We start from the raw sequence: 24984 nt of genomic DNA on the forward strand, positions 1-24984 counted from the left end.
GGAGAAGCCAGAAGGCTCGCGACTCGACCGGGGCAACTGTGCTATGCGCGTCACTGGTGGTCGATAGTGGCGAGGATGCCGATCAGCCGCTGCACTTGCGGGTTCGTTCGGTCGAACCCGTCCGGTGCACGGACGACGATGACCCAGGGACGCCCCTGCTGGTCAGTGTAGCGGTAAGCGCGGATCCGGCCCATCGGATCGAGCAGATAGACTTCGGCCTCGTACTGGTTGCCGATGAAGGTCGAACCCCTCGGGCTCCCCTCGAACGAGACGGGTGGAGCGTACTCCGAGTCGAGCCGCAGGATCTCCATGTAGACCGAGCCGGGGGGAAGGTCGTTGACATCGCGCCGATTGAACCAGTCTTTCACGACTTCTGGACTCGGCCCGTTCTGGAGCATCAGCTCGCTCATGACGATCCAGTAGCAGTGGCAGGACCGGAGGTTGTCCTGCGGTGACTCCGGTGTCGTGACCACGAGCCAGGCTGGTGGATGCTGGAACCGGATGAAGCCCGGGTCGCGGTACTCGGTCCAGCCGGGATAGCTGGCTGGTCCCATCGTGGGTACTGGCGTCGGGGTAGGCTCGGTTGGTGTAGCCACCTTACCATTGTCGGACTGGCGCGTCGCTCGGGTCGATTCGCCAGTATCGACAGCGGGGCGTGTCGGCGTCATAACGGCGGATCGGTCTCCAGTCACTGGTGGCGTCGTATCGCCCTCGACGTGCGCCCCCCGATAGGCCAGGTAGCCGAGCGCGCCTCCGGTGACGAGCGCGACGAGGAGGGCGAAAAGACCCAGACATCCGAAACCTAGGAGCTGCAGCGTCGACCAGCGTCGTTCCATCATCGTCTCCTCGTCCGCTAGCGCGGATGGTCGATCGTCGCCAGGACTTGGCCGAGCATGGCGAGGTGCTCGATATCCTGCTCGAACGGTGTCCCGAAGTAAGCGACTAGACACCACTGACGACCGTGGCCGTCAGTGTAGAGATAGGTGATGACCTGGCCGGTTGGCCAATCGGTATACGGTGCCGAGAAGTACAGGGTGGCGTCATACGTGCCACCGACGATGTCCTCACCGTCGGGCGGCCTGCCGAAATCAGGAGGCTGATCGGCGAAGGGTGGAGCGACCAGGAAGAGGTCGATGACGAGCTGACCCGGCGGCACCTCGTGCTCGGCACCGGTGCCCGGCGGTGCCCAAGCGATGCGACCGGACGGTAGTGTGCCCGGGTCGAAGGAGACGAGCCTCACGTTGCAACACGTCTCGCTCTCGTAATAGACCTTCCAGGTCGCTGGGTGCGCGAGCCGCACTGCTCCGGAGGGATCTTCGAACCACTGCCAACCCTCCGGTAGTGCGGTGCCAGTGCCCGCGATCGGTGCGGGACGTGAGCCGGACGGCGTACCCGGTGGCGGTGTCGTCGCACGGGTGGTCCGGGTTGGCGTCGCGACGGTCGCACCGCTCCGTGACGGCGTCGAGGCAGCGAGCTGCGGCGTGGGCGTCCCCTGACCGCGGTTCAGGTAGAGATAGGTTCCAGCCGCGGCAGCCAGACAGACGCAAGTGAGGACGAGCAAGCTCCCACATCCGATGAGCAGCCACTGCCACCTGGAACGACCGCTCTCCGTGGGGCGATCGACCGGGTAGACGAGCGGTCGTTCGGTGCGCTCGCCTGGTGTCGTAGGCGGTTGGAACTCCATCGACCCCTCCGATCCGCTCGACACGCACGACCTCCCGATGTGGGCCCCGAGCGACGTCGTGCCCAGCCGCAGCGTATCGGGGGTCACCTGGATTGTCCGCAGGAAGCGGCACACCGTCAAGTGCTGCCGACGGTCGGGAAAGCATGTCACGCCGAGCGGCGATGTAGCGGATACCGAGGGAGCTGAGCCGTGCGGTGCCGTCGGTGGTGTGACGAGGGGGCGAGCAGTGCGAGGAGCGCTGTCGCCGTGTCTCCGTCAGTGGCGGCGGGAGACAGCCCCCCTCTCGAGCAACGTGACGACCGGGCAGGCGCTCGGTGTCTCCTGATACCCGTTCGACACGTCGTTTGCGCTTGACATGGTGTCGCGGATCATTTACTCTCTCCGAGAAAACACGGAGAGCGTGACAGTGCAGGAGCAGCCGGAACTGGTCGTCAACGTGCGAGCCCGCCGCCAGGCGCTGGGTCTCACCCAGCAGCAGCTGGCCGAGCGGGCGGGGATCAGCCGCCAGACGCTGGTCGCGATCGAAGCGGGTCGGCTGACACCGAGCGTGACGGTGGCGCTGCGCCTCGCCCGAGCCCTCGGCTGTACGGTCGACGACCTCTTCGCCCTGGCAGAACCGCCGCTGCTCGAGGCGCAGCTGGCGCTGGGCGAACGGTGGTCCGTACCGGTTCCCTCGCGCGCGCACCTCGCCCGGGTCGGCGAGACGATCGTCGCCTGGCCGGTTCGAGACGAGGGCGGTGAAGCAGAGGGGGTGATCCGCGAGCGAACCGGTGATCGCGTGACGGTGGAGCTACTCGTCGATCCAGCGACGCTGGAGCGGAGTCTCGTCCTGGCCGGTTGTGACCCGGCGCTGGCGATGCTCGCTGCGCACCTCCGGCGCTGGCATCGGGGCCTCCGGGTCCTCTGGGTGCCGCTGGGGAGCCGGGGGGCGTTGCGTGCTCTGGCGGAGGGATGGGTGCATGTCGCGGGGACGCACCTCTGGGATCCGGAGGCAGGCGAGTTCAATCTCCCCGAGGTACGGCGCCAGCTCGCTGGTCGGCCAGTTGCGGTCGTCACGCTGTCCCGCTGGGTGGAAGGGTTGGGACTCGCACCCGGCAACCCGAAGCAGATTCGCTCGGTGGCGGATCTCGCGCGACCCGATGTGATGCTCGTGAACCGCGAGCCCGGTTCGGGGAGTCGGCTGCTGCTGGATACCGCCATGCAGAATGCCGGTCTCGCTCCCAGCTCGCTCCCCGGATACGACCGCGAGCTGCCCGGGCATCGCGCCGTCGCCGAAGCGATCGCGAGCCGCCTGGCAGATGCTGGGCCGCTGGCGTTTCCGGTCGCCCGGTCCTATGGACTCTCCTTCCTGCCGCTGCTCGAGGAGCGCTACGACCTGGTTGTCCCGTTGGAGTACCTGGATTGGCCGCCGGTTCGAGACCTCCTCGAGCTGCTCGCCTCGCGACCGGTTCGGCGGGAGCTGGAGGCGAGTGGGTATGACGTCCACGAGAGCGGCGTGCTCGTCGCACGGATCGGTGCCTGACTCATCCCGGTCGGATCGAGCGAGAAGAAAAAAGGAAACGAGGAGATGTCTCGAGGTTCCCAGCTTCGTGGGTTGCGGGGTATTCTTCTGCTTTCGGCCGTTCTTCTCGTCCTCGCGTCCTGCAGCAGCTCGACGAGTTCCCCAGCAAGGGAAGGAGCGGGCGCGTCGTCCAGCGAAAGCACGCCCGCGCATGAGGTGCGCGATGGTTCTGCCCCGGGTTCCAAGCTCGTCGTTTTCGCAGCATCGTCGCTCCTCGAGCCGTTCCAGGAGATCGGGCAGGAGTTCCAGCGACAGACAGGAACTACTGTGGAGTTCAACTTCGCTGGTTCGGCACAGCTCGTCGCGCAATTGCAGCAGGGAGCACTGGCCGACGTGATCGCTCTCGCTGACCTACAGAACATGCACAAGGCACAGGACCTCGGGCTCGTGCGGGGTGCCCCCGTCCTGTTCGCTCGCAATCGATTGGTCATCGTTGTGCCGAAAGAGAATCCGGCTGGGATCGAACAGGTAGCCGACTTGGCTCGGCCAGGCGTGAAAGTGGTCCTGGCACACGAGAACGTGCCGGTGGGCAAGTACGCTCGGGAGATGCTCGCGCGGGCGAGCCAGCAGCCAGGATACGGCGCTGACTTTTCCGAGCGTGTCTTGGGGAATGTGGTCTCGCAGGAGGTGAACGTCAAGCAGGTGCTGGCCAAGGTCGCGCTCGGTGAAGCAGACGCCGGTATCGTGTACGCAACCGACGTCAAGGCAGCGGCCAGCGAGGTGCGTACGGTGACGATTCCGGACGAGCTCAATGTGGTGGCCTGCTATCCGATCGCTATCGGGGCAGGGAGCCGGGTGCCCGAGCAGGCTGCACGCTTCGTCGATTTCGTCCGCTCCGAGGCCGGTCGGGCAGTCCTCGAGCGCTCTGGTTTCTTGCCGGTCGCATCGGGGCAAGACGGAACGGAGGGATGCTCGTGACGGGTGCGGTGCAACCGCAAGTGACTGTGCGGGGCCACACTGCCCGAAGGCGGCCAGGTGGGGGAGTACGAACTGGCCGGCTGGCCCTGTTCGTGCCAGTCATCGCCTTGCTGGCGCTCTTGCTGCTGCCGCTCATCGCCTTGCTCATCCGGGCTGCAGGTATCGAAGGTATCCAGCGGTACGCGCGCGACCCCTTCTTTCTCGATGCGCTCCGCTTGACCGTGCTGACGAGCTCGATCACCGTCGGGCTCGCTCTGCTCTTCGGGACTCCGGTTGCCTGGATCTTGGCCCGTTGGGACTTTCCAGGACGGCGGCTCGTCGAGCTCGCCGTTGGGCTTCCGGTGGTTCTTCCCCCGATTGTTGCTGGTGTCGCGCTGCTCATGCTGTTCGGTCGTATGGGGCTGCTCGGCCAGTACCTCACTGCCTTCGGCATTCAAATCCCGTTTACGACGACTGCAGTGGTGATCGCGCAGGTCTTCACGGCCACGCCGTTCTATATCCGCACCGCACTGGAGGGATTTGCGAGCGTCCCGGTGGAGCTGGAGGAGGCAGCGCAAGTGGATGGCTGTAGCGCCCAGGATGCCTTCCGTCGTGTCACGCTTCCGCTAGCGCTTCCTGCTCTGGTCAGCGGGGCCACGCTGTGCTGGGCGAAGGCGGTCTCCGAATTCGGGGCGACTCTCCTCTTCGCCGGGAACTTCCAGGGGCGGACGCAGACCATATCGCTCGCGATCTGGACCGCGATGGAAGCCGATCTTTGGGAAGCGGTCGCGATGGCAGCGATGCTGCTCGTGGTCAGCCTCGCTGTGTTCATCGTCGCTGAGCGCCTGCAGGGTGCGCGGGAGGTCACCTGATGCGCTGCCTGGTGCTCGGTGTGAACGATGTCGCGTCCGCGGTTGCGCATCGCCTGTGGTGCGCAGAGGTCGCCGTCGTGCTCGCGAGCGAGCCGGCGCCGAGTGTGACTCGGCGAGGAATGGCGTTCGCTGATGCCGTGTTCGACGGAGAAGCTGAACTCGAAGGGGTACTGGCGCGGCGTGTCGCGGATCCTGCTGGAGCTGAGGCGCTCCTCCGCACGCGCGAGGCGATCCCGCTCATCGTCGGCTGGGAACTTCCGATACTACTGGCGCACTTGCTACCGAATGTGCTGGTCGATGCCCGGATGCGCAAACGAGCGCAGCCGGAGCGGTTGCGGGGGCTGGCACCGCTCACGATCGGCCTGGGGCCTGGTTTCGTGGCGGGTGAGCAGGTCGACGTAGCGATCGAGACGAGCTGGGAGGAGTTGGGCCGGGTGCGTTGGGAGGGCGCGAACTTGCCGCTCGCGGGTGAGCCGCGAGCGATCGAGGGGCTGCGGCGCGAGCGGTACGTCTATGCGCCGTTCTCCGGGCTCTGGCGCACCGAGCGAGCGATCGGCGAGCTGGTCGAAGCGGGAGAGCCCGTTGCCTGGATCGAAGGTGCTGCGGGGGAGCAGTGCACGATCGCGGCACCCGTCAGCGGGGTGTTGCGCGGGCTCATCCGCGACGGTGTCCCGGTGGCTGCGGGAACCAAGGTGCTGGAAGTCGATCCCCGTGGTGCGAGTGGACAATGGCGTGGAATCGGTGAGCGGCCGCGGCGGATTGCGGACGGAGTGCTCGCTGCTGTCCAGCAGTGGCGAGCTGGTGGATCCCGGTAGCGTTTCCTGACCGGTTCGAAATGAGCCCCGCTGTGACTAGCCGGCTGGTGCTGAAACCGGTGCCGCATTCGGTTCGTTCTTCTCGATGAGAAGCAGGTCTCGTCACATGGTCCCTGGAGGCGAACCGTGATGCAGGAGCGTCTCGCGGTCGGACAGCACCGGTCGCTCCCGGTCAGCTGGGTACCGCTGGTCTTCGCCGGGCCCGTGTTGCGGAGCACCTTGTTCTGGGTAGCGGAGCAGGCGGGAGTCGATCCGTACGGCGCCGGTCGTGCACTCGGTATCGCCGACCGTTCGCTGTGGAGCGTGACGGTCTACGCGTTCTGCGGTGCGATCGTTGCCCTGGTACTCCTGCGTGCGCTCAAGCAGCGTGGCTGGACGCTCCGTGCACTCGGCTGGCGAGCGCCCGAGAGCGCTCAGGCATACGGGGCAGCACTCGTTGGGGTCGCACTGGTCATCGTGCTCTGGCTGCCGGTCGCTGCCTTGGCTGCCGTCACCGGTATACCGATGTTCTGGCAGGAACGACTGGCGTTCGTGGGACCGAGCGCGGCATGGGAGTTCGCGGTGGCGGCGCTGGTGGGCGTCGTGATCGTGCCGCTCGTGGAAGAGCCGCTGTTCCGCGGCTTCGTCCTTCGGGCGCTGGCCGAGCGGTGGCAGTGGCAACTCGCAATCCTGGGCCAGGCTGCACTGTTCGGCCTCTATCACCTCTTCGTCGGTCCCGGAATGATGCTCTACACGTTCCTCTGGGCGATCGTGCCTGGCCTGATCGCCTGGCGTTGGCGGAGTCTCTGGCCCTGCCTCCTGTTCCACGCGCTCAACAATGTGTGGGCTGACCTTTTGGTGCCCGTGTTGTTCGGGTAGCGCGGGCGGACTGTCGGCTCGGTGTTGCTCTCCTGCACGTCGCTCGCGACCACCGGTCGCCGAGCGCGCCGGTCCTTTTCACTGGGACAGTTGCTTTGGCTGGTGAGCGCTCGCCAGCGCACTGCATGGCGCCGCCTGTCCGGTTCGTGGTCACCGCGGCGGCGGGAGGCGCTGGGGATCGGGGAGAGGAGAGAGCGCACCGGCTGGATGCCAGCTGGGAAGCGCTCTGCGTCGAGTCGGGAACAGGCGGGTTCAGCCAGTTCGATTCCGTACCAGGTCTTGAACACCTGGCCATCTCGCCGTTACACTTCAGCCCGAAACCCAGTCTCCTTCCCTTCAGTGCAGACAATGATGGTGTCGGATGCGAGACGGGCGTGCAGCACAGTGATGCGAGACCAGTGCGACTGAGCGTGGTTCGACTGGATCGTGTCCGCGGCATACGTGAGTGGTTCCCACGGTCACCCGCACCGTGATGCCAGAGAGAGGCATGGAGAAGGAGGTGAGGGCAAGGCCGGACGGTGTCGTACTTTAGAGCGATGACGAATCAGCGATCGTCAGGCGAATTCCGGGAGACAGGTTCTGAGACAGGAAGCGAGGAACACGATGGCAGAAGAGCGCTGGCTGGAGGGAATGGTGTCACTGGTCACCGGCGCTGGCCGCGGCGAGGATGGTGGGGGCGGAGCCGGAATCGCGCGACACCTTGCCCGTCGCGGTGCCAAGATCGCCGTCAACGATATCACCGAAGAGTTCGCCATGGCGACGGTCGCGCAGATCCGCCAACGGGGCGGCGAGGCGATCGCCGTGGTCGGCGATGTGTCCAACCCGGACGATGCCGACCGGATGGTCGACGAGGTCGTCCGGTGCTTCGGCCGCATCGACATCCTGGTCAATAATGCCGCCATCTCCGGCTTGATCCCCGCGGTGGAACGCCTCCCGGACGAGATCTGGTACCACCAGCTGGCGGTCGACCTCGATGGCCCGTTCTACATGAGCCGGGCGGCACTCCGGTACATGATCCCGCAGGGTTTCGGCCGGATCGTCAACATCTCCTCCTTCGCTGCTGTCCGTACCGGCTTCGTCGGCGGCGTGACCTATACGACGGCCAAGACTGGCCTCCTGGGCCTCACCCGGCAGCTCGCCTACGAGGTCGGTCAGTACGGCGTTACCGTGAATGCGCTCATGCCGACCGGGCTCCTCAACCCGCGGGTGTTGCGGCTCCGGCCGGACTGGGTACAAGGGGAGGGGCCGCACCGGGCGATCCATCCCGAAGAGGAGCTGGGTTGGATCGTCGCCTATCTCAGTCACCCAGCGATGACGGCGATCTCGGGTGCGGCGATCCCGGTCGACCGGGGCATGTCCAGCGGGATCGGTGACTTCGCTGAACTCAAGCGGCGGAGCGGCAAGGATACCGGTGACTGAACCTGTCGGCCGATGGCGCGGTGGAACGGTGCACGAAAGGAAGGAACGATCCGATGCTCGAAAGGCAACTGTGTGATGTGAGCGGCCTGGTCGCGCTCGTGACGGGAGCCGGCGGTGGCGCCCAGGGTGGTCTGGGAGCGCAGATCGCGCGCGTGCTGGCACAGGCCGGAGCGCAGGTGGCAGTGAACGATCTCGACGCTGCCGCTGCCGAAGCGACTGCTGAGGAAATCCGTGCGCAAGGGGGAGCCGTCGAGGCGTTCCCGGCCGATGTCGCTGACTCGCAGCAGGCTGACCAGCTCGTCGCGCGAGTGATCGACCGCTTCGGCAAGATCGACATTCTCGTGCACAAAGCGGAGTACCACTCGCGGGCGTACCGGCCCGATCAGATTCCGACCGAGGAGTGGAAGCGGAGCGTGGCGGTGAACGTGCACGCGCCGTTCTATTTGAGCCGTGCTGCAGTGCGCGACATGCGCAAGCGGAAGTATGGTCGGATCATCTTTGTCTCGAGTATCGCGGCGATCCGGACCAGCGTGCTGCACGGGGTACCCTACGTGGCGACCAAGGAGGCGCTCTACGGGTTTACCCGCCACCTGGCGACCGAAGTCGCGCAGCATGGCATTACGGTCAACGCGCTCCTCCCCGGGTTCATCGTCACGCCGAAGCTGGCAGCGCACTGGCCGGAGGAACGGATCCAGAAGCTCGGCCCGACGATTCCAGCCCTGCGAGCCGGGACACCGGAAGAAGTGGCGAGTCTCGTCGTCTATTTGGCTAGCCCGGAGGCGGGCTATCTGACCGGTGCGGCGATCCCGATCGACGGGGCCGTGTCGATCGTCCCGGGCGGCCGAATGGATCCGGAGAACTGCTGGGTCTGATCCGGTAACCCGATGTACACCACGCGGCGGGGCGGGTAGGATGGGCTTCCCTACCCGCCCCGTTCCGTGCCCTAGGCGATCTCGACGATCCGCATCATCCCGGCCTCTTGGTGGTACTGGTGATGGCAGTGGAAGGCCCAGCGACCGGGGTTATCGGCGAGCCAGTCGATGGTGACCTCCTGCATCGGCTCGACGAGAATGGTGTCGCGCACGGCTCCAGAGCTCGGATCGCCGACGCGGAAGAAGTGGCCGTGGAGATGCATCGGGTGCGGCATCATCGTCATGTTGTGCAGGCGGAACCGGACACGGCGGCCGAGGCCGATCCGAATCGGCTCGGCGTCCGGATAGGCCTGGCCGTCGATCGTCCAGACGTAGCTTCCCATGCCTCCAGCGAGGACGACCGTCCGCTCGATGTCCGGTGCCGCCGCCGTGCCGGGAACGGCAGCACGGAAACGGAGGGCGTGGAGGAGTTCACCGTCAAGTTCCCGTGGTCGGGCGATCGTTTCCGATGGTCGACCGGTGCTCCCCTCGTAGCGGAGGATGGCGCGAGCGGCATGGCTGGTGCCTGCTACCCAAGCCACGAGCGGCCAGACACCCGGGTTGTCGAGACTGACGAGGACGTCGTAGCGCTCGCCCATGCCGATGCGGAGGACGTCCCCCTCGAGCGGTGCGACCGGTTGCCCGTCAGCCTGGACGACCTGGAGACGGTGTCCGAGGAGCGCGACCCGGAAGATCGTCGCTGAGGCGGCGTTGATCAGTCGCAGGCGCAGCACCTCGCCGCGCTTACCGGCGAATTCGAAGGGTGCTTCCGGGGGCCGGCCGTTGACGAGGTAGAGCGGGTAGACGAGGTCAGGCTCGCTTTCGGCCGGTTCACCCCCACCTGTCATACCGGGCATCCCGCTCATACCGGGCATACCCGGCATGGTACCCATCCCGGGTTGCATCGGCATCGCGCCGTGCGCCCCGTGGCCTCCACCGACGAGCCGTCGGAGCGCCTCCTCCGGTGTCCCGTCGATGCCGTCGAGCCAGTCGTCCAGGACGAGGGTCACCTCGCGGTCGTAGCTCAGGGTCTCCTGCCGGGGTTCGACGATCAGCGGGCCGTAGAGGCCGCGGTCGAGTTGCAGTCCCACGTGCGTGTGGTAGAAGTAGGTTCCCGCCACGGGTACCGCGAACTCGTAGGTGAAGGTCGCTCCTGGCGCGATCGCTGGCTGGGTGACGTCGGGGACACCGTCCATCGCGTTCGGGACAGGAATCCCATGCCAGTGGATCGTCGTCGGCTCAGGCAGAAGGTTGGTGAACGTGACGCGGAGCGTGTCGCCCTCGCGGACACGCAGCTCCGGCCCGGGGAGCTGCCCGTCGTACGTGAACGTCTTCACCCGGGAGGCGCCGAGGGCGAGTTCGGACTCCTGTGTCTCCAGGGTATACGCCCGCACCGGGCCAGCTGGTGAGCCGGGTGCCGTTACCACGGTCGAGGCGACTCCCCGCGGTGTCGGAGTGGGAGGTGCAGCCGGTGTGATTGGCTGGCGGGTACAGGCTGCGGTCAGCAGGGTGCCAGCGGCCAGGCTCGCCAGGAAGCACCGTCGCGTCAGTCGACGATGCGCGATTCGTTCGCCCATACGTTGTCGCTCCTCTTCTCCGTCCAGGAGTGCTACCGACTCGTCAGAGACACTGGTGTCAGAGGGATGGAAGAGGAGCGATCAATTCCGGAAGCTTCCGAGGAGCGCGCAGAGACGCCTCGAGCTGGACAGGGTGTACTCGCTCGCTGGGACTCGCGGCAGCGTGTCGCGTACCGAGACCCTTGCCGGGGCAGGGAGGGTTCGGGCGGCAGCGAGAAGCGCGCTGGCGACAACGGCAACCAGCTGACAGGCGAGCAAGAGGAGGATCGGATGCGGCTGTGCAGCCGGAAGCGCCTGCCCGACTGTGGCCGGCTGTTCCACGGAACGCAGCGGAGCCGTCGTGACGTGCCGGTGGAGCGTCGAGATCGCAACGCCGCTGGGCTCGAATGGGTGCGCGACCTCGAGGCAACCCAGCAGCATGACCAGCGCTGCTGGGACGATGAGGAGAGCGGTGAGACGTGCGAGCATGCGTCGACTGTGCGCCAAGACCACGGGCGAGTCCGCCGCCTCGGTCATCGCTCGTGCAGCCGGGAGGGCTTGCCTCCCGGCCCGTTGTGGAAGTATAGCCACAGCTGACTCCGCTCCACCGGTGTCGCTCGCGGTCGCGGCCCGCTTCGACCGCGCACGAAGATCGTCCATGACATGGGAGGACTTGCGCGGAACGTGTGCCTCGCGTTCACTTGCGACAGGCATCGGTCAGCACACTCCGCGCCTTCTGGCATCGTCACCGTGGAGAGAACGCGTCATGCAGGCCATCGGACAGCAAGAACACCTCCTGACGGTCGACGACCTGGTCGCGCTCCCGGAGCGACCAGGGATCCGCTACGAGTTGCACGAAGGGAAGCTGGTGGAGATGCCGGGGGCTGGAGGGATTCACGCGGCGATCGTCGTGCGGCTCGTCCTGCTGCTCCACCAGTTCGTCACGAGCCGGCGGCTCGGTTTCGTGTTCGGGGACGGCCTCGGCTACATCCTGCGTCGCAATCCGGACACGGTGCGGATTCCGGACGTGTCGGTGGTACGGCGGGAGCGGGTACCGGCTGGGGGGATACCGGAGGGGTTCTGGCCGGGGGCGCCGGATCTGGCGGTGGACATCGTCTCGCCGCACGACCGGGCGGAGGAGGTGCACGAGCGGGTGCGGGACTATCTCGGGGCGGGGACGCGGCTGGTGTGGGTGCTGTGGCCGAAGAGCCGGACGGTGACGGTGTACTGGCCGGACGGGACGGCGCGCGAGCTCGGCCCGGACGAGAAGCTGACCGGCGGAGATGTGCTGCCAGGTTTCGAAGTCTCCGTCAGCGAACTCTTCCTCGTCCCCGCTGAAGAGTCTCCCGGCAAGTGACCACACCGAGGTGCTCGCTCTTGGCTGCGAGGCAGTCACCGACAGCGCGTGCTCGCTGAAGGACGCGACAAGCCCTCCTGCCTTCGTCAACTCGCGGATTCGTCCCGCTCACCGACCGGGACGAGCAGGAGTGGGATCGTGACGCGCTCGAGGAGGCGGGCAGCTACGCTCCCAGCGAGCCAGCCCGAAAGGCCAGCTCGGCCGTGCGTCGTCATGACGACGAGGTCGGCCCGCTGCGCCAGGCGAGCGAGTTCCTCGATCACGTCGCCCTGACGCACGACCGTCGTGACAGCGAGATCAGCCGGTGCGGAAGCTGCCAGGCGTTGCAGGTCTTCCGCAGCGTGCTGCCGCTCGAGGTCGAGGAGCGCGGCGGTCGCAGTGGGTAAGAACACCGCTGGCGTGCTCTCGGTGAGACTGAGGCGCTCGAGCGTGGGGACGACGCGGGCGAGCGTAACCTGGGCTGCCAGGCACCGGGCAAGTTCCCAGGCGAGCGGGAAGACCTGCTCGCTGGCTGGTTCTCCGCCGAGCGGCACGAGGAGGCGTTGTGGCGGCACGGGGACGCGAAGCGATGCAGATCGGCGTTGTCCAGCGCGGGCGACCAGCGTCGGACGTTCGGCCTCCTGAAGCACCTGCTGTGCGATCCGACCGAAGAGGAAACCACGGAGGCCACCGCTTCCATGCGTCGTGAGTGCGATGACATCGGCCTCGAAGGCGCAGGCCTGGCGCGCGATGCAGGACGCGACAGCGGCATGGTCAGCCGCGATCACGGCGACGCGGCACACGATTCCCGCTTGCCGGAGGTCGGTAGCGACCGCTTCCAGGTACCGTGCAGCGGCTTCTGCAGTCGTGAGATGCGGTTCGCCGTGTATCGCTTCCGGTGGCGCGGCTTCGAGGACGTGGAGCAGCACGAGCTCTCCGCCACAACGGTGTGCGATCCCAGCCGCGGTCGGCAGGATCTCCTCAGCGAGGCGGGAGCCGTCCAGTGCGACGAGCAGTCGGTTGAACGGTTTCGTCGTCATACCACACCGCCGGCGAACGTCGTCCAGAGCAGGAACAGGTTGAGCGCCACGATGAGGGCGGCGAGCACGCTCGCGACCAACGTCGTCAGCCGGTGGTTGGCGAGCGCCCCCATGAGCCTACGGTCGGCCGTAAAACGGATCAAGGGAATGAGTGCGAAGGGGATGCCGAAGCTCAGAACGACCTGACTGATCACCAGTGTCCGGGTCGGGTCGAGCCCGAGCGCGATGACGAGAAGTGCCGGGAGCATGGTGATGCCGCGGCGGAGCCAGACCGGGATCGTGCGATGGAGAAAGCCTTGCATCACGACCTGTCCCGCCATCGTCCCGACGGTCGAGGAGGACAGGCCGGAGGCGAGGAGCGAGACGGCGAACGCTGCACTCGCCAGCGGACCGAGCAGGGGCTCGAGTGTCCGGTGCGCTTCTTCGATCGTGCCGACGTGAGCGAGCCCACGGCTATGGAAGGTCGAGGCTGCCATCACCAGCATGGCCGCGTTCACGAGCCCGGCGACACCCATGGCGATGACGACATCGAGGACCTCGAAGCGGAAGATCCGGCGGGCCTCCTCGCTGGTGCGCGGCACGATCCGGTGCTGGGTGAGGGCCGAGTGCAGGTAGATCACGTGCGGCATGACGGTCGCGCCCAGGATACCGGTGGCGAGCAGCACGCTCTCCGGTCCGGCGAACCGTGGGATCACGGCATGGCTGGCGATGGCTCCCCAATCGGGCTGCTCGAGGACGGTTTCGACGACGTAACAACCGGCGATGATCCCGACGAAGGCCGTGATGACTGCTTCGATCGGCCGGTGTCCGTACCGCTCGAGGGCCAGGATAGCGAACGTCGCGACACCGGTCAGGAGGCCGCCGATGAGAAGCGGGAAATGGAAGAGCAAGGCGAAGCCGAGCGCAGCACCGAGGAACTCGGCGAGGTCGGTCGCCATAGCGACGAGTTCAGCGACCACCCACATGGCCCACACGATCGGACGGGGAAAGCGCTCGCGACAGACCTCAGCCAGGTTGCGGCCAGTAGCGATGCCGAGCTTGGCGGAGAGGGACTGGATGAGCATCGCGGCGAGGTTGGCAGCGAAGATGACCCAGAGTAGGGTGTAGCCGAAGCGGGCACCGCTCTCGATGTTGGTCGCGTAGTTACCGGGATCGATGTAGGCGACGCTGGCGACGAAGGCGGGGCCGAGATAGGGGAGCATACCAGCGATCCGCGCGCGCAACAGGCGGACACGCGGGGGCACTGGTGTGGTAGCTGGTACCTCGGTGGGTGGCTCGTTCACTCGGCCTCCTTCCGAATTTAGTCAGAGCTAATCATACGGCAGCGAACGTCGAGCTGCTCATACGGGGAGAGCAGCGTGGCAGCGGAAGGGGGTGGTATGCTCGGGTGCGATCGGGCGAGGAGACGGATCAGCTGCCGAGGGACGAGCGAGAGCGGTGGCACGCCGGGCAGCGGATTGGTTGGTTCAAGCCGAGCACGATTTGGAACTCGCTGAAATCGCGGCAGCGGCGGGGCGGCATGAGTGGGCGTGCTTCGCTGCACAGCAGGCTGCCGAGAAAGCGGTCAAGGCGCTCCACCTCCATCTCGGGCAGGTCGTGTGGGGGCATGCGGTGACGCGTCTCCTCGAAGAGCTGCCGCTCGCGGTCCCCGAAGCCTTGCGCGACGGGGCGCGCCGTCTGGACGCCTATTACATCGCGCCCCGCTATCCCGATGCATTCGTCGAAGGGCCGCCGTCCCGCTACTTCGGGCCCCGGCAGAGCGAGGAGGCGATCGGCTATGCCCGTGCGATCCTCGAGTTCGTCCGTACTCAGATGGCCGAATCGCGAAGCGGTCCTGAGAGCGGTCGCGACGTGGGCGCGTGAGCTTCGTATTCCCGGGCTCGTCGCTGTCGGTGTCTTCGGCTCCTATGCGCGGGGTGACTGGGGGGTCGGGAGCGATGTCGATCTCGTCGTGATCGTCGAGCAGTCCGACCGCCCGCCGGTCGAGCGGCCGATCGACCTCCCGCTCGAGAAGCTGCCGGTACCGGCCGAGGCGCTCGTCTACACGCGCGCGGAATGGGAGCAGTTACCGCAGGTGAATCCCCATTTCGCGTCGGTCCTGGCGCGCGAGGTCGTCTGGGTGTACGGGAAACCGGAGCTGGCCGAGGAACGAGCAGGCTCGGAGCGATCGCGCGACCGCTCCGAGCCCGAGCCTGCGAGCCCGCCCTTAACGGACCGGTGAGCTGCCCTGGTCGAGTACCGTGCCGTCCTCGCGGACGAATGCCCACTCGTAGTGATCCGGGTAGAGAGCCAGCTCGAGGACGCCGTAGGCATTATCGATGCGCACCTCGTCGCACGGCTCGTCAGCGGCATGGACATCGGCATCGTAGACGTTCTTGCCGCCGGTACCGACGACGAAATGGCGGACAGTACCGGTGTTGCAGACCGAGTCGGCGTTCTGGAGCGCATACCGCTGGTAGTTGTGGTCGTGCCCAGCCAGGGAGAGATCGACGCCGTACTGGTCGAAGAGGCGATAGAGGTCACGCAGACTGGATTTGTACTGGCCGTAATAATTCCCGGTTGTCCAGTACGGGTGGTGGAGGAAGACGAGCACGTTCTTGCTGCGGTTGGCTTCGAGCACGCTCTGGACGAACTGGTATTGTGGTGAACCGACACCACAGCCACCGACCTTGGAACAGTTGGAGTTGATGGCGATCGCGATCCAGTTGTTACCGAGGTCGAAGGCGTAGTAGCCCTTGCTGCGGTCGCCGGCGAGCGCACCGAAGTAGTCGTAGTATCCGCTCGCTCCGGATGTCAGGTACTCGTGGTTCCCGGGCACCGGCTTGGTGATGGCCTTGAGCTGGCCCCAGGTCGGATCGTAGCTCTGCTGGAACTTGGCGAGTGCACCGTCTTCGTACTGGAGGTCACCGAGTGCCAGCACGTAAGCGGGCGCGAGGCGCTTGGCCAGTTCGGCGGTGTACTTGTGCCGGCAGGCCGTGGTGGTGCCGTTGTTGTTGTTCCAGCTGGACGAGCTCGGATCGCAGGCCACGTCACCGACCGCGACGACCGTCACCGGCTCACTGGTGGAGGGTGGTGTGGTCGGTGTCGCGGTCGGTGTCGGTGTGGGCGCAGGAGATGGGGTGGCTGTGGGAGTCGGTGCCGGTGCGGAGCTCTGCCCGTTGGCGTGCAGGATGTCGAGGTAGACACCGAAACCGGAGGGGCTCGCCCATTCGTCAGCGGACTCGACGGCCGTACCCTCGCCCCACTCATTGAAGGTCGTGATCAGCTGCCACGGCTCGCCACTGGCGACCATGTCACGCACGTTCTGGGCCCAGCGGTTGGGGTCACGAGCCAGCCGAGGCTGACTTTCGGTCGCTAGCCAGAAGCCGGGCGAGATGGTGTAGGAGTAGCCACGCTGCTGGTCAGCCGCGACAGCCGGTCCGTATTGGTACCAGGAGTCGGGCTGGTTGGCGCAGGTCCGATAACCGCTGAAGACCTTGAGGACGAGATAGGCGCCGACCTCACGGGCAACCGGAACCCAGCGGTCGGCGACTTCACAGGTGGTATCGTCGGCGTTGTAAACGAAAACGACGAACTTGCCATTGACGCGGAGATAGTCTGGGTCGCTGGCGTAACGGTCGCGGATATAGGTGAGGTCGCTGCGGATCTCGTCGGGCGTGAGGTCGCGTTGGCCTTCCTGCTCGTGGTAGATGGCCCACTTGAAGCCGGTGCCGTCGGTGGCCTGGAGGATCTTGGCGAAGTCGACGTCGGTGTGATGCCCCTGGCCCCACCAGGAGGCGATGGCGGCCTGGATCCCGCCGTACTGTATGGCGGCGATGTGCTGGCGGATCACCGTGGCGTCACCGGTGTCGTAGTAGCCGAGCGTCGGATGGTAGTGGGTGACCGGGAAGATGCCGCTCTGCTTCCAAGCTTCTGGGAACCATGGGTAGTAGAAGACTGCCCGGATCGGGAAGGTGAGACTCCCACCCGGCGGCGGTGTGCCTGCGGTGGGCGTCGGGCTAGGCGAGGGCGCTGGGGTCGGGGTCGGCGCAGGCGCTGTCGGGGTCGGTGATGCAGTCGTCGGAGTCGGGGTGGCGGAATTCGTGTCGGCGAACTCGAGGACGAGCTGGGGCGCGGTCGACCCGGTTTCGCGGCTGGCCAAGTTCATCTGGGTCGCGTCGCTGGTGACGATGGCGAAGCTCACCTTCGTGCCGGGGCGAACGGCTGACGTCACATCCACACTCGTCCATTGGCCGGAAGCGAAGCGGCCAGAACGTCCGATGACTGCGTCACCGATCGCGGGTGCGTTCTGGTACGTGATGGTGCGTTCGCCCCAGGTAGTGTCGGCGACGGGGCGGAGTTCATAGCCAGTGCGGTGCGAGCTCTGGGCGTAGAGGCGGAGCGCCGCACGCGTGATCGTGCCCGAGACGTTCGTCAAGTCGAAGCGAAGGTAACTGCGCATGATGGGCGAGCCGTCGGCGCGGAGGGACGTGTTCGTGCCGTAGTTCTGCGAGGGCTTGCTCTGATAGACGTAGGCATCTGCCTCAGGGGTCAGGGTCAGCGTCTGGGGAGCACCGCTGCTGCGGCTGATCCAGGCTGCAGAGAGCGTCGCGATGACGAGGATGATGGCGCTCGCGGCGCCGAGTCGGTCGCGCAGGGTCTTCCAGTGCTGCACGTCATGACCTCCTTGCTGATCGTCGCAAGAGCGCCGGCCGAGCCACTCCACGCTCTTGTGACTACGGGATGGAGCGTGTGCCAGAAGAGACACAGGACTCCCAAAGTCCATGACCATTCATGACTAGGTCAGATCAGGACGGACGGAGGAGAGTGAACGAGAAATCTTTCAGTTTTGATACGAGATGATTGGTGGGCTGCGAGGGGGGATCGCGCAAGGCACTCGATGTGCAAGGCAAGCGTGGTTCAGCGTGCGCAGCGTAGGTGCGTGCCGTCTCCGAACGAGCGACTGCCAGGCCATCAGCACCCCTTTCCCGTACTCCCTTCCCACTTCTCGGCGGGGTGCGCGACCACCCCTTCCGACGGCGTCGGAGGGTAGCAGGGCGAATACCCAGTGACAACATGGCAAAGGTTCAGTTCACGATGCGAATAGACCTTGGGTAACATTCGATCAGTCTCCGATCAGAAAATGAGCAGAAAGGTTTTGGCAGTGATTTGCTTTCCAGTAGCCGTAATGCGTGGCCCATTGTGGGATCGTCCGAATACTCGACCTGACGAAAAGCGAACGACTGTTCTTGCACCGAAGACATCTTTCTGGTACCGTATGGCTAGGAAACATTTCCCAATCCGGCATGGCGTCGGTAGCGGGGGTGTCGACGGGGGCGGCACAGGATGGATGGTGTAACCCCCCCGGAAAGGGAAGGTCTACGCCATGGCAGCACTTCACGACCAGATCGAGGCCTATCTTCAGGAACGGTTCGTCGGCCGCGAAGCACAGTTGGGTGAGCTCGTCGGAGCGCTGCTCGCGCCAGGCTTCAAAGGGCTTTGTGTCGTCAGTGGGCCGCCTGGATCGGGCAAGAGCGCGCTCTTGCACGCCTTCGCGCGTTGCTGTGACGAACTCGCCGTCCCGTGTGCGACGATTCACTGGACCGAGACGGCAACGGCGGAGACGCTCGTGCAGCAGGCTGCCCGGCAGTTCGGCTCGACTGCTCGCACGCTCGAGGACCTGTTCGCGGAGAGCGGACGGCGGGTGCTGCTTCTCGACGGGTATCGCCCGGGCGGGCCGCTGGACGCGGCACTTCGGGCCGCGCACCTGAACGGCAGCGGTGATCTCTTGCTCGTCGTGGCGATGCGCGAGGCGCTACCGCTCGAGTGGCTCCAGGATGCGGAATGGAGTCTCCTGCAGCGGACGATCCGGCTCGGACCGTTAGCGGACGAGGCTGCAGCCAGCTACCTCCGGAAGTTCGGACTCGCGGAGCGTCACGTGCAGGAGATCGTCGAAGTGGCGTGCGGGCATCCGTTGACGCTCGGTCTTCTCGCCCAGCGGGTCCGCGCAGAACAGGGGGTGCTGTCGGCGGCGGCTGTGCTGGACGTTGCTGAAATGCTGCTGCACGCGGTACCCGGGTCATCGGATCCGGAGGCCTTGACAGCCTTGACGGCTGTCGCGCTGGTCGGAGTGGCCAGTGAGCCGACGCTCCGCACGGCGCTCGCGAAGAGCGACACGGGGCCGCTCTTCCGGACCCTCTTGTCTCATCCGATCACCCGGGTCACGCAGTACGGCCTCGCCGTGTGCGAGCCGTTCGCGACCTTCCTCGTCGAGTCGCTGGCCTGGCGGAATGCCGAGATGCTCCTCGAACTGCGCGAGCGGTTGCGCGCTTCCAGTATCGAGGCTCTCCGGCACGGCACGGGCACGGTGCGCTTCCCGCACCTGCTCCGGCTCCTCGCGCTGGCTGACGAGACGGGAGCATACCGGCGCGCACTCGTGCTCGCCTTGACGGACGGGCTCGAAGTCGGCGTGCTCCATCGCGACGAGCTGGAGCCTGCGCTCGCGTTCGTGCCGGAGTCGCTCCGCGAGCTCTTCCGGTCCTGGCTCGTGCACCGATGGGGACTGTCGCGCGGGATCCGCACGTCCACGGGTGCCTTGCTCGCCTGGACGACCAGCGTCCCACTCGAGCACTCCGTGTGGGAGACGACGATCGATCACGCGAGCCTGTACGACGCGCTGGCTCGAGCCCTGCATTTCCGCCCGGGTGATTACACGCTCGCTCATGCGACCTGGATCGCGCCGGCAGCCCCGGGCTCCGTGCACCGCGTGCTCGCCTTGGCGCTGGCGGTCCATCTGGAGCGTGTCATCGCCGTGTCGGCGGTCAGGCGCAGTTGCTTCCTTACGAACCTTCCGGAAGCGTCGTCGCCTCCCCCTTACTGGGAGCTGTTCGGCCTGCGACCGATCGTGTGCTTCGATGAAGGAGCAGCGCTCGATATTCGGTGTCGAGCGTGGAATCGGCAACCCGTGCTCGACTGGCTTGCGCATCCGGTTCCGTGTGCGGATAACGAACTCGCTGAGCCGGTGCTCGATCGGGACCGTTTCGCCCAAGCCGTCGCTCGTGCGCTGCGCGATTTCAGCCGTCCCGAGCGCCTGCGCGGTAATCCGCTTCTGACTGCAGGATTCATCGAACGGAAGGTCGGTCCAGGGGCGAGCGAGGGGCAGCGCATCCAGGTGCTCCGAGCTCTGCTCGAACGCGCGATCCGCGAGCTGGGTCTCCGGCCGCAGTATCGGCGCTGGCAGGCTGTGGCTGAGACGGCCTATCTCCACCCGGTCGAGTCTCAAGAACGGATGGCGGAGCGCCTGGGCATTCCCTTCAGTACGTACCGGCGTTATCTCAAGTCAGCGACGGACTGGATCACCGATTTCCTGTGGCAACTCGAGATCGGTCAGTCCGACAGTGCGCTGCTGGTTGCCGAGCCTCTCCAGACCGCCTCGTAGCCGGAGCTGGCGACGTGGTACAACCTGAGGAGCGTAACGCGTTCGGGAGGCATTCTGACGTGCCGTCGATAGCATCACCTGCACGCACGATCCGGAGCGTCTGGCTCGGTCCACTGGTGAGCGCGTTCGTCCTCGCGTTTCTTTTCGTCGTCGCCACGCTGTTCCGGCGAAGCGCCTGGGCGGACGAGGCTCGGCCGTTCATGGTCGGGCTGTCCAGTGCTGCGGCGGCGATCATCACGCTGCAAGGCGCGCGGACGGCAGCAGCCCGTCGCGGCTGGTCCGGCGTGATCGCTGGCGCCCTCATGATCCTCATGGGCATCTACACGCTCGTCCACGTCCTGCGCTGAGCGGGTGTCAGTCCAGCGCTCCCCATGCGGTCACGCGCTCGATCCGCAAGGCGATCACCGGGCGCTCCTCGAGGACCATCGTCGCGTACTGCGGGTACCGCTGCCGGAGCAGGGCGATCGCTTCGCGCTGCTCGGGAGATCCGGGGTGGACGAATTCGGCGGGGCCACGGAGGAGCACCCAACCGAGACGTGTCCAGTCCTCGTCGTAGCGATCGACGACCATGGCGGCCCGGCCGGTTTCGAGGACGTTCCGCACGCGCTTGAGCGGGCGATCGGTGCGCTTCGGCTTCTCGTCGATCGGGATGTAGAGCGTCCGCTCGCCGAGCGCATAGCACACCGGCACGACGTGCGGATCGCCCGCCCGGTCGACGGTCGCCAGATGGCCGACTCGCTGGCGGGCGAGGAAGGCTCGGATCGTCGGGGTGAGTTCACGCATCGGCGTGGCTCCCGGAAATGACCAGTGTTTCCGATCGACCAGCATAGCGGACGGAACAGGTGGGCGCAGGATGGAACCTGGGTAGGGGGACGACATGAGGTAGTTGCCCGAGAAGTGCCCTCGCCCTCTGCCGCGCGCCAGCGCGGCATCCCCATGTTTCCCTCGACGGGGCAATGCGTCCGTCGCGCGCAGTATCCCGTAGGGTCGAGGTGTGCGTCGCCCGCATTCCCGTGTCGGGGCAACGCGTGCGTCGCCCGTGGGACACCCCTCACCCCCGCCTCGCTCCGCTCGGCACCCCCTCTCCCGCACCGTGCGGGAGAGGGGGCCGGGGGTGAGGGTTACACGCGGGTCGGGCACGCCCGACCCCTACAGGAAGGGCTGTGGCCGGTGGAGTGCAGGTCGGCGGCATGCAGGCGGCCGTCGGCAATGCGTGTCTCCCGGTCGAACAGCCCTCACCCCCGCCGCTACCGCGGCACCCCGTCCACGCTCTCCCTGTAGGGGCGACGCACGCTTCGCCCGCGCCGCAAGCCGCGGCAAGCGAACCGCGGTGCCACGACGCGAGGCTGGACACCCCTCACCCCCGGCTCGCTCGCGCTCGCCGCCCCCTCTCCCACGCGATCGTGGGAGAGGGGGCCAGGGAGTGAGGGGGCTCGGCCGTGAACCTCGCCCGGGTGTGCGCACTGCAGGGGCGTGGTTCGGTTCCCGGCCCTCTCGGGTCGGACGGGTCACGCACGCGTGACCCCTACAGAGGGCGGCGGTGGTCGGGGCAGGGTACCGGTGGTCGATGGGCAGGCGACCGTCGGCAACCCACAGCACCCGCGTAGGGGCGACGCACGCGTCGCCCGCATTTCCGGTGTAGGGGCGCGGCGTGCCGCGCCCATTCGCACCGGATGACGCGGGCATGTTGGTGCCCCCGGCTCTGGCGGGCTGCCCGGATGACGCGCGCCCGACCCTTACCAGGAATGGTTGCAGCCGAGTAGCCCTGTTGCTGACCGCTCGCTCGTCATTGTCCGCTGAGGGTGCAGCACGCGTCGCCCATCACCGTACTCCCGTTCGACTGCTGCCTCCCTGCTTCCGGGTCATTTCAACCCTTGACGGTTGCGGAAGCGCTCGGTAGACTCTCTGGCGATACGTGAGGGAGCCGCGCAGCGCTCCGATCGGTCTAGTGGGTGACGAGGGCAGGAGCGAGCCGGATGGAGCCGCGAGGCGAACAACGCGGACGGTACGTGTGCCGGCATCGCCGATGCCGGGCTGTCGTTCCACCCTGCCCGACGATGATCGGGGTGTACTCCTATTGGCCCCGTATTTGTGACTGTCGCCCCTGAGCGAGCCTGATCTGCTCGAGCCATTGCACGTCGGAGAGCCTGCATGCGGGCTGGCATAGGCCGTGCCGCTCCGGCGTGCAGAGCGCGTTTCCAGGTGCCGTAACTGTGGAAACGATCGGTCGGTCATGCCTGTCGAAGACGGGAGGGTAAAGGTATGCCATTGTTCCTCGCTGAATATCGCGTCGAGGTCATCGATCGGGAGCAGTTGGAGCCAGTATTCGGGGCGATCGATGCGGCGACCCGAGCAGCTGGTGGCGAGGTGATCGAGTTCCAGGTCGGCCAGGATCTCGCGGTACTCTATGCCGTCCTGGAGCACGAGGATGGCACTGCGCTGCGCAGTGCACTCGAGCAGACTGGCATCGCACCCCAGGACTTCGCGCCGGTTCGCCTGGTGGGTCAATCGCTCGACGAGGTCAAGGCCCAGCGTGGTGCCGCGAACTACCTCGTCGAATGGGACCTGCCAGCAGGGCTGACGATGGAGGCGTACCTGCAGCGGAAGGCCGCTCTATGCACAGGTGCCGGAAGTCCGTTTCCTCCGCACCTACGTTCGTGAAGACATGGCCAAGTGTGTCTGCCTCTACGCAGCGCCGGACGAGTCTGCCGTCCGCCGTGCTCGCGAGGTGGTGAGTGCACCGGTCGACCGGCTGACACGTCTGTGCTCGTGAGGAGGGGGCGATGGTGGGGACGCTCGCTCGCCATCTCATCGATCCGACTCTGCAGGAGCGACTCGCGCCGGTGCTCGAAGAGCGAGCGCCCCGCGTCGACGCGGGTGACGTCCCGGCGCAGTCGTCGATCGATCTGCTCGTGGCCGAAGGGCTTCTCCCTGCGGTCGATCACACCGCGCCGGTTGTGCCTGCACCGGTCGAGCTGGTTCAGGCTGGGGAACTCCTGGCCACTGTGGCCTGGTTCGACCTGGCGAGCGCCTTCTCCTTGTGGTGCCACGTGGTCACGCTCGTCTATCTCGCGTTCAGCGAGCCTGGTTCGCCGCTCCGCGAGGGCGTGTTGCCGGAACTCATCAGTGCCAGACGGTACGGCAGCACGGCACTCGCGACCGCGCTCGGTCATGTGCAGACAGGACGGCCGCTTCCGGTGACCGCGCGTCAGCGGAACGGAGCGCTGACGCTGGACGGTTTCGTTCCCTGGGCCTCGAACCTGACCGGACGATTTCTCGTCGTGACGCCGGCCCAGGCTGCGCACGGGACGCTCGTCGTGGCGGTGCCGGGCGAGGCAGCTGGTGTCACGGTCGAGCCGTATCCTCGCCTGCTCGCACTGCAGGCGACCGCGAGTAGCTCGCTCCGTTTCGCATCGGTCGACCTGCCAGTGACCTGGGTACTGGCTCGCGACGTCCGTGCCTTCCTCCGTGTGGTCCAGCCGGCGTTTCTCGCTCTCCAGGCGAGCTTCTGCTGGGGACTGGCAGCGCGTGCCTTGAGCGAGGCACATGCTGCGCTCCGCGGTGTGAACGAGGTGTTCCGGAAGGAACTCGAGGCAGCGTGGCGAGAGGCCGAACGGCTGGCTGGTGCGCTCCGCGAGTCACTCGCGACGGCGTTGCAGCCGGTCGACGAGATACAGCGGCGCGCTGTCCTCGAACTGCGACTGGCAGCGATGCGGCTCGCCTGCTCGGCTGTGGCACTCGAAGCCAAGGTGAAGGGTGGCCAGGCCTATCGGGCCGAGAGCCCCACCGCACGTCGCCAGCGCGAGGCGGCGTTTCTCCCGATCCAGACACCGACGGAAGGACAACTACTATGGGAACTCCAGCTGTTGAACTCGTCGGCGTGACCAAGGTCTACGGGCACGGCCGGCGAGCCCGCGCTGTCCTGGAGGGCGTTTCGTTCGCAGTGCCAGCCGGTGCAGTGACGGTCGTGCTCGGCCCGAGCGGTGTCGGCAAGTCGACCGTGCTCCGGATCCTCGCCGGGCTCGAGTCGCCGACGCAGGGCACCGTGCGGTACCGGGAAGACCTGGATCCCCGTCGTGATGTCCGTCTCGTCTTCCAGGAGCCGAGCCTCCTGCCGTGGCTGACGGTCGCCGAAAACATCCGGCTCGGGCTGCGCTTTGCAGCGAACCGTGGACGCGTCGATGCGGACATCGTCGACCAGCTCTTGGAACGGACAGGACTGAGCGAGCTGGCCGACGCGTATCCGGATGCGCTCTCCGGTGGCCAGGCACAGCGGGTGAACTTGGCGCGGGCATTGGCGACGCTGCCGCGGCTGCTCCTGCTCGACGAACCGTTCGCTGCCCTCGATCCGCTGGCTCGCCAGGGCGCTCAGCAGTGGCTCCGCGAGCTGGTGCGTGACCTCGCGCTCACGGCGGTGCTGGTGACGCATGACCTGGACGAGGCGCTCTCGCTCGGTGACCAGCTCGTCCTGCTCGGTGGACGGCCGGCGAAAGTCATCGGCCAGTGGTGGGTGGCTGAGCATGCGCTGGATACGCTCCGACAGCTGGCCCTCGAGGGGTACGCGGTCGGACAGCAACCGACCGTGCCAGCTCGGCCCGTTTTCGTGGGGAAGAGGTGA

General features: G+C 66.6%; 24 protein-coding genes. 16 read left to right on the forward strand and 8 right to left on the reverse strand.

Annotated elements, in window-relative coordinates; translation table 11 throughout:
* Positions 1-50: 50 nt before the first annotated feature.
* Both OO015_RS12055 and OO015_RS12060 read right to left on the reverse strand, forming a co-directional pair.
* Positions 51-836, reverse strand: a complete 786-nt coding sequence (locus tag OO015_RS12055) for a hypothetical protein (protein ID WP_265941515.1) — start codon at positions 834-836, stop codon at positions 51-53.
* 17 nt (positions 837-853) lie between these two features.
* Positions 854-1684: a hypothetical protein gene (locus OO015_RS12060; RefSeq protein WP_265941516.1), complete on the reverse strand. Its 831-nt coding sequence runs from the start codon at positions 1682-1684 to the stop codon at positions 854-856.
* A 406-nt stretch (positions 1685-2090) separates the two neighbouring features.
* Here OO015_RS12060 and OO015_RS12065 point away from each other — a divergent pair, with 406 nt between their 5' ends.
* The 7 genes from OO015_RS12065 (at position 2091) to OO015_RS12095 (ending at position 8978) form a co-directional block, all read left to right on the forward strand.
* On the forward strand, positions 2091-3206 hold the full coding sequence (locus OO015_RS12065) for a substrate-binding domain-containing protein (protein WP_265941517.1): 1116 nt from the start codon (positions 2091-2093) through the stop codon (positions 3204-3206).
* A gap of 45 nt (positions 3207-3251) precedes the next feature.
* On the forward strand, positions 3252-4163 hold the full coding sequence (gene modA, locus OO015_RS12070) for a molybdate ABC transporter substrate-binding protein (RefSeq protein WP_265941518.1): 912 nt from the start codon (positions 3252-3254) through the stop codon (positions 4161-4163).
* Positions 4154-5014, forward strand: coding sequence for an ABC transporter permease (locus OO015_RS12075; protein ID WP_265941519.1), 861 nt, complete (start codon positions 4154-4156; stop codon positions 5012-5014). Before modA ends, OO015_RS12075 begins: the two co-directional genes overlap by 10 nt.
* A complete protein-coding gene (locus OO015_RS12080; protein ID WP_265941520.1) occupies positions 5014-5829 on the forward strand; it encodes a hypothetical protein in 816 nt (271 codons plus the stop codon). Before OO015_RS12075 ends, OO015_RS12080 begins: the two co-directional genes overlap by 1 nt.
* 129 nt (positions 5830-5958) lie before the next feature.
* Positions 5959-6687 carry a CPBP family intramembrane glutamic endopeptidase gene (locus tag OO015_RS12085; protein WP_265941521.1) on the forward strand — a complete coding sequence of 243 codons (729 nt, stop codon included), beginning with the start codon at positions 5959-5961 and terminating at the stop codon, positions 6685-6687.
* Between the two features lie 603 nt (positions 6688-7290).
* Complete coding sequence (locus OO015_RS12090; RefSeq protein WP_265941522.1) at positions 7291-8106, forward strand: SDR family NAD(P)-dependent oxidoreductase; 816 nt, start codon at positions 7291-7293, stop codon at positions 8104-8106.
* 53 nt (positions 8107-8159) lie between these two features.
* Positions 8160-8978: an SDR family NAD(P)-dependent oxidoreductase gene (locus tag OO015_RS12095; RefSeq protein WP_265941523.1), complete on the forward strand. Its 819-nt coding sequence runs from the start codon at positions 8160-8162 to the stop codon at positions 8976-8978.
* 71 nt (positions 8979-9049) lie between these two features.
* Here OO015_RS12095 and OO015_RS12100 read toward each other — a convergent pair whose 3' ends face one another.
* Both OO015_RS12100 and OO015_RS12105 read right to left on the reverse strand, forming a co-directional pair.
* Positions 9050-10594 (reverse strand): multicopper oxidase family protein, encoded by a 1545-nt coding sequence (locus tag OO015_RS12100; protein ID WP_265941524.1) that lies wholly within the window; start codon positions 10592-10594, stop codon positions 9050-9052.
* A gap of 81 nt (positions 10595-10675) precedes the next feature.
* The gene (locus OO015_RS12105; protein WP_265941525.1) at positions 10676-11287 is read right to left on the reverse strand and encodes a hypothetical protein; all 612 of its coding nucleotides are present in this window, start codon (positions 11285-11287) and stop codon (positions 10676-10678) included.
* Between the two features lie 52 nt (positions 11288-11339).
* On the opposite strand from OO015_RS12105, the gene OO015_RS12110 reads away from it, so the two are divergent.
* Positions 11340-11930, forward strand: coding sequence for a Uma2 family endonuclease (locus OO015_RS12110; RefSeq protein WP_265941526.1), 591 nt, complete (start codon positions 11340-11342; stop codon positions 11928-11930).
* 86 nt (positions 11931-12016) lie between these two features.
* On the opposite strand, the gene OO015_RS12115 is transcribed toward OO015_RS12110, so the two are convergent.
* Positions 12017-12949 (reverse strand): universal stress protein, encoded by a 933-nt coding sequence (locus OO015_RS12115; RefSeq protein ID WP_265941527.1) that lies wholly within the window; start codon positions 12947-12949, stop codon positions 12017-12019.
* Entirely contained in the window at positions 12946-14232 is a 1287-nt protein-coding gene (locus OO015_RS12120; protein WP_265941528.1) for an Nramp family divalent metal transporter, read from the reverse strand. Before OO015_RS12120 ends, OO015_RS12115 begins: the two co-directional genes overlap by 4 nt.
* 154 nt (positions 14233-14386) lie before the next feature.
* On the opposite strand from OO015_RS12120, the gene OO015_RS12125 reads away from it, so the two are divergent.
* On the forward strand, positions 14387-14812 hold the full coding sequence (locus OO015_RS12125; RefSeq protein WP_265941529.1) for a HEPN domain-containing protein: 426 nt from the start codon (positions 14387-14389) through the stop codon (positions 14810-14812).
* Positions 14727-15170, forward strand: a complete 444-nt coding sequence (locus OO015_RS12130; protein WP_265941530.1) for a nucleotidyltransferase domain-containing protein — start codon at positions 14727-14729, stop codon at positions 15168-15170. The genes OO015_RS12125 and OO015_RS12130 overlap by 86 nt, the downstream gene beginning before the upstream one ends.
* Here OO015_RS12130 and OO015_RS12135 read toward each other — a convergent pair.
* Positions 15156-17603 (reverse strand): DNRLRE domain-containing protein, encoded by a 2448-nt coding sequence (locus OO015_RS12135; RefSeq protein ID WP_265941531.1) that lies wholly within the window; start codon positions 17601-17603, stop codon positions 15156-15158. The two genes, OO015_RS12130 and OO015_RS12135, sit on opposite strands and share 15 nt — an antisense overlap.
* A 711-nt stretch (positions 17604-18314) precedes the next feature.
* Here OO015_RS12135 and OO015_RS12140 point away from each other — a divergent pair.
* Together OO015_RS12140 and OO015_RS12145 are read left to right on the forward strand one after the other, a co-directional pair.
* Positions 18315-20366 (forward strand): ATP-binding protein, encoded by a 2052-nt coding sequence (locus OO015_RS12140; RefSeq protein ID WP_265941532.1) that lies wholly within the window; start codon positions 18315-18317, stop codon positions 20364-20366.
* Positions 20367-20425: 59 nt separating this feature from the next.
* Positions 20426-20713 carry a hypothetical protein gene (locus OO015_RS12145; RefSeq protein WP_265941533.1) on the forward strand — a complete coding sequence of 96 codons (288 nt, stop codon included), beginning with the start codon at positions 20426-20428 and terminating at the stop codon, positions 20711-20713.
* 7 nt (positions 20714-20720) lie between these two features.
* On the opposite strand, the gene OO015_RS12150 is transcribed toward OO015_RS12145, so the two are convergent.
* The gene (locus OO015_RS12150) at positions 20721-21149 is read right to left on the reverse strand and encodes a TIGR03668 family PPOX class F420-dependent oxidoreductase (protein WP_265941534.1); all 429 of its coding nucleotides are present in this window, start codon (positions 21147-21149) and stop codon (positions 20721-20723) included.
* 1479 nt (positions 21150-22628) lie between these two features.
* Between OO015_RS12150 and OO015_RS12155 the strand changes: the two genes are divergently transcribed.
* The 4 genes from OO015_RS12155 to OO015_RS12165 are packed head-to-tail and all read left to right on the forward strand — an operon-like array spanning position 22629 to position 24984.
* A complete protein-coding gene (locus tag OO015_RS12155; protein ID WP_265941535.1) occupies positions 22629-23027 on the forward strand; it encodes a hypothetical protein in 399 nt (132 codons plus the stop codon).
* A 4-nt stretch (positions 23028-23031) separates the two neighbouring features.
* Positions 23032-23139, forward strand: a complete 108-nt coding sequence (locus OO015_RS14255) for a nickel-binding protein (RefSeq protein ID WP_416236598.1) — start codon at positions 23032-23034, stop codon at positions 23137-23139.
* Between the two features lie 10 nt (positions 23140-23149).
* Positions 23150-24250 (forward strand): acyl-CoA dehydrogenase, encoded by a 1101-nt coding sequence (locus OO015_RS12160; RefSeq protein WP_265941536.1) that lies wholly within the window; start codon positions 23150-23152, stop codon positions 24248-24250.
* Positions 24217-24984, forward strand: coding sequence for an ABC transporter ATP-binding protein (locus OO015_RS12165; RefSeq protein ID WP_265941537.1), 768 nt, complete (start codon positions 24217-24219; stop codon positions 24982-24984). Before OO015_RS12160 ends, OO015_RS12165 begins: the two co-directional genes overlap by 34 nt.

It is taken from the genome of Thermomicrobium sp. 4228-Ro (genome assembly GCF_026241205.1).
GTDB lineage: Bacteria > Chloroflexota > Chloroflexia > Thermomicrobiales > Thermomicrobiaceae > Thermomicrobium.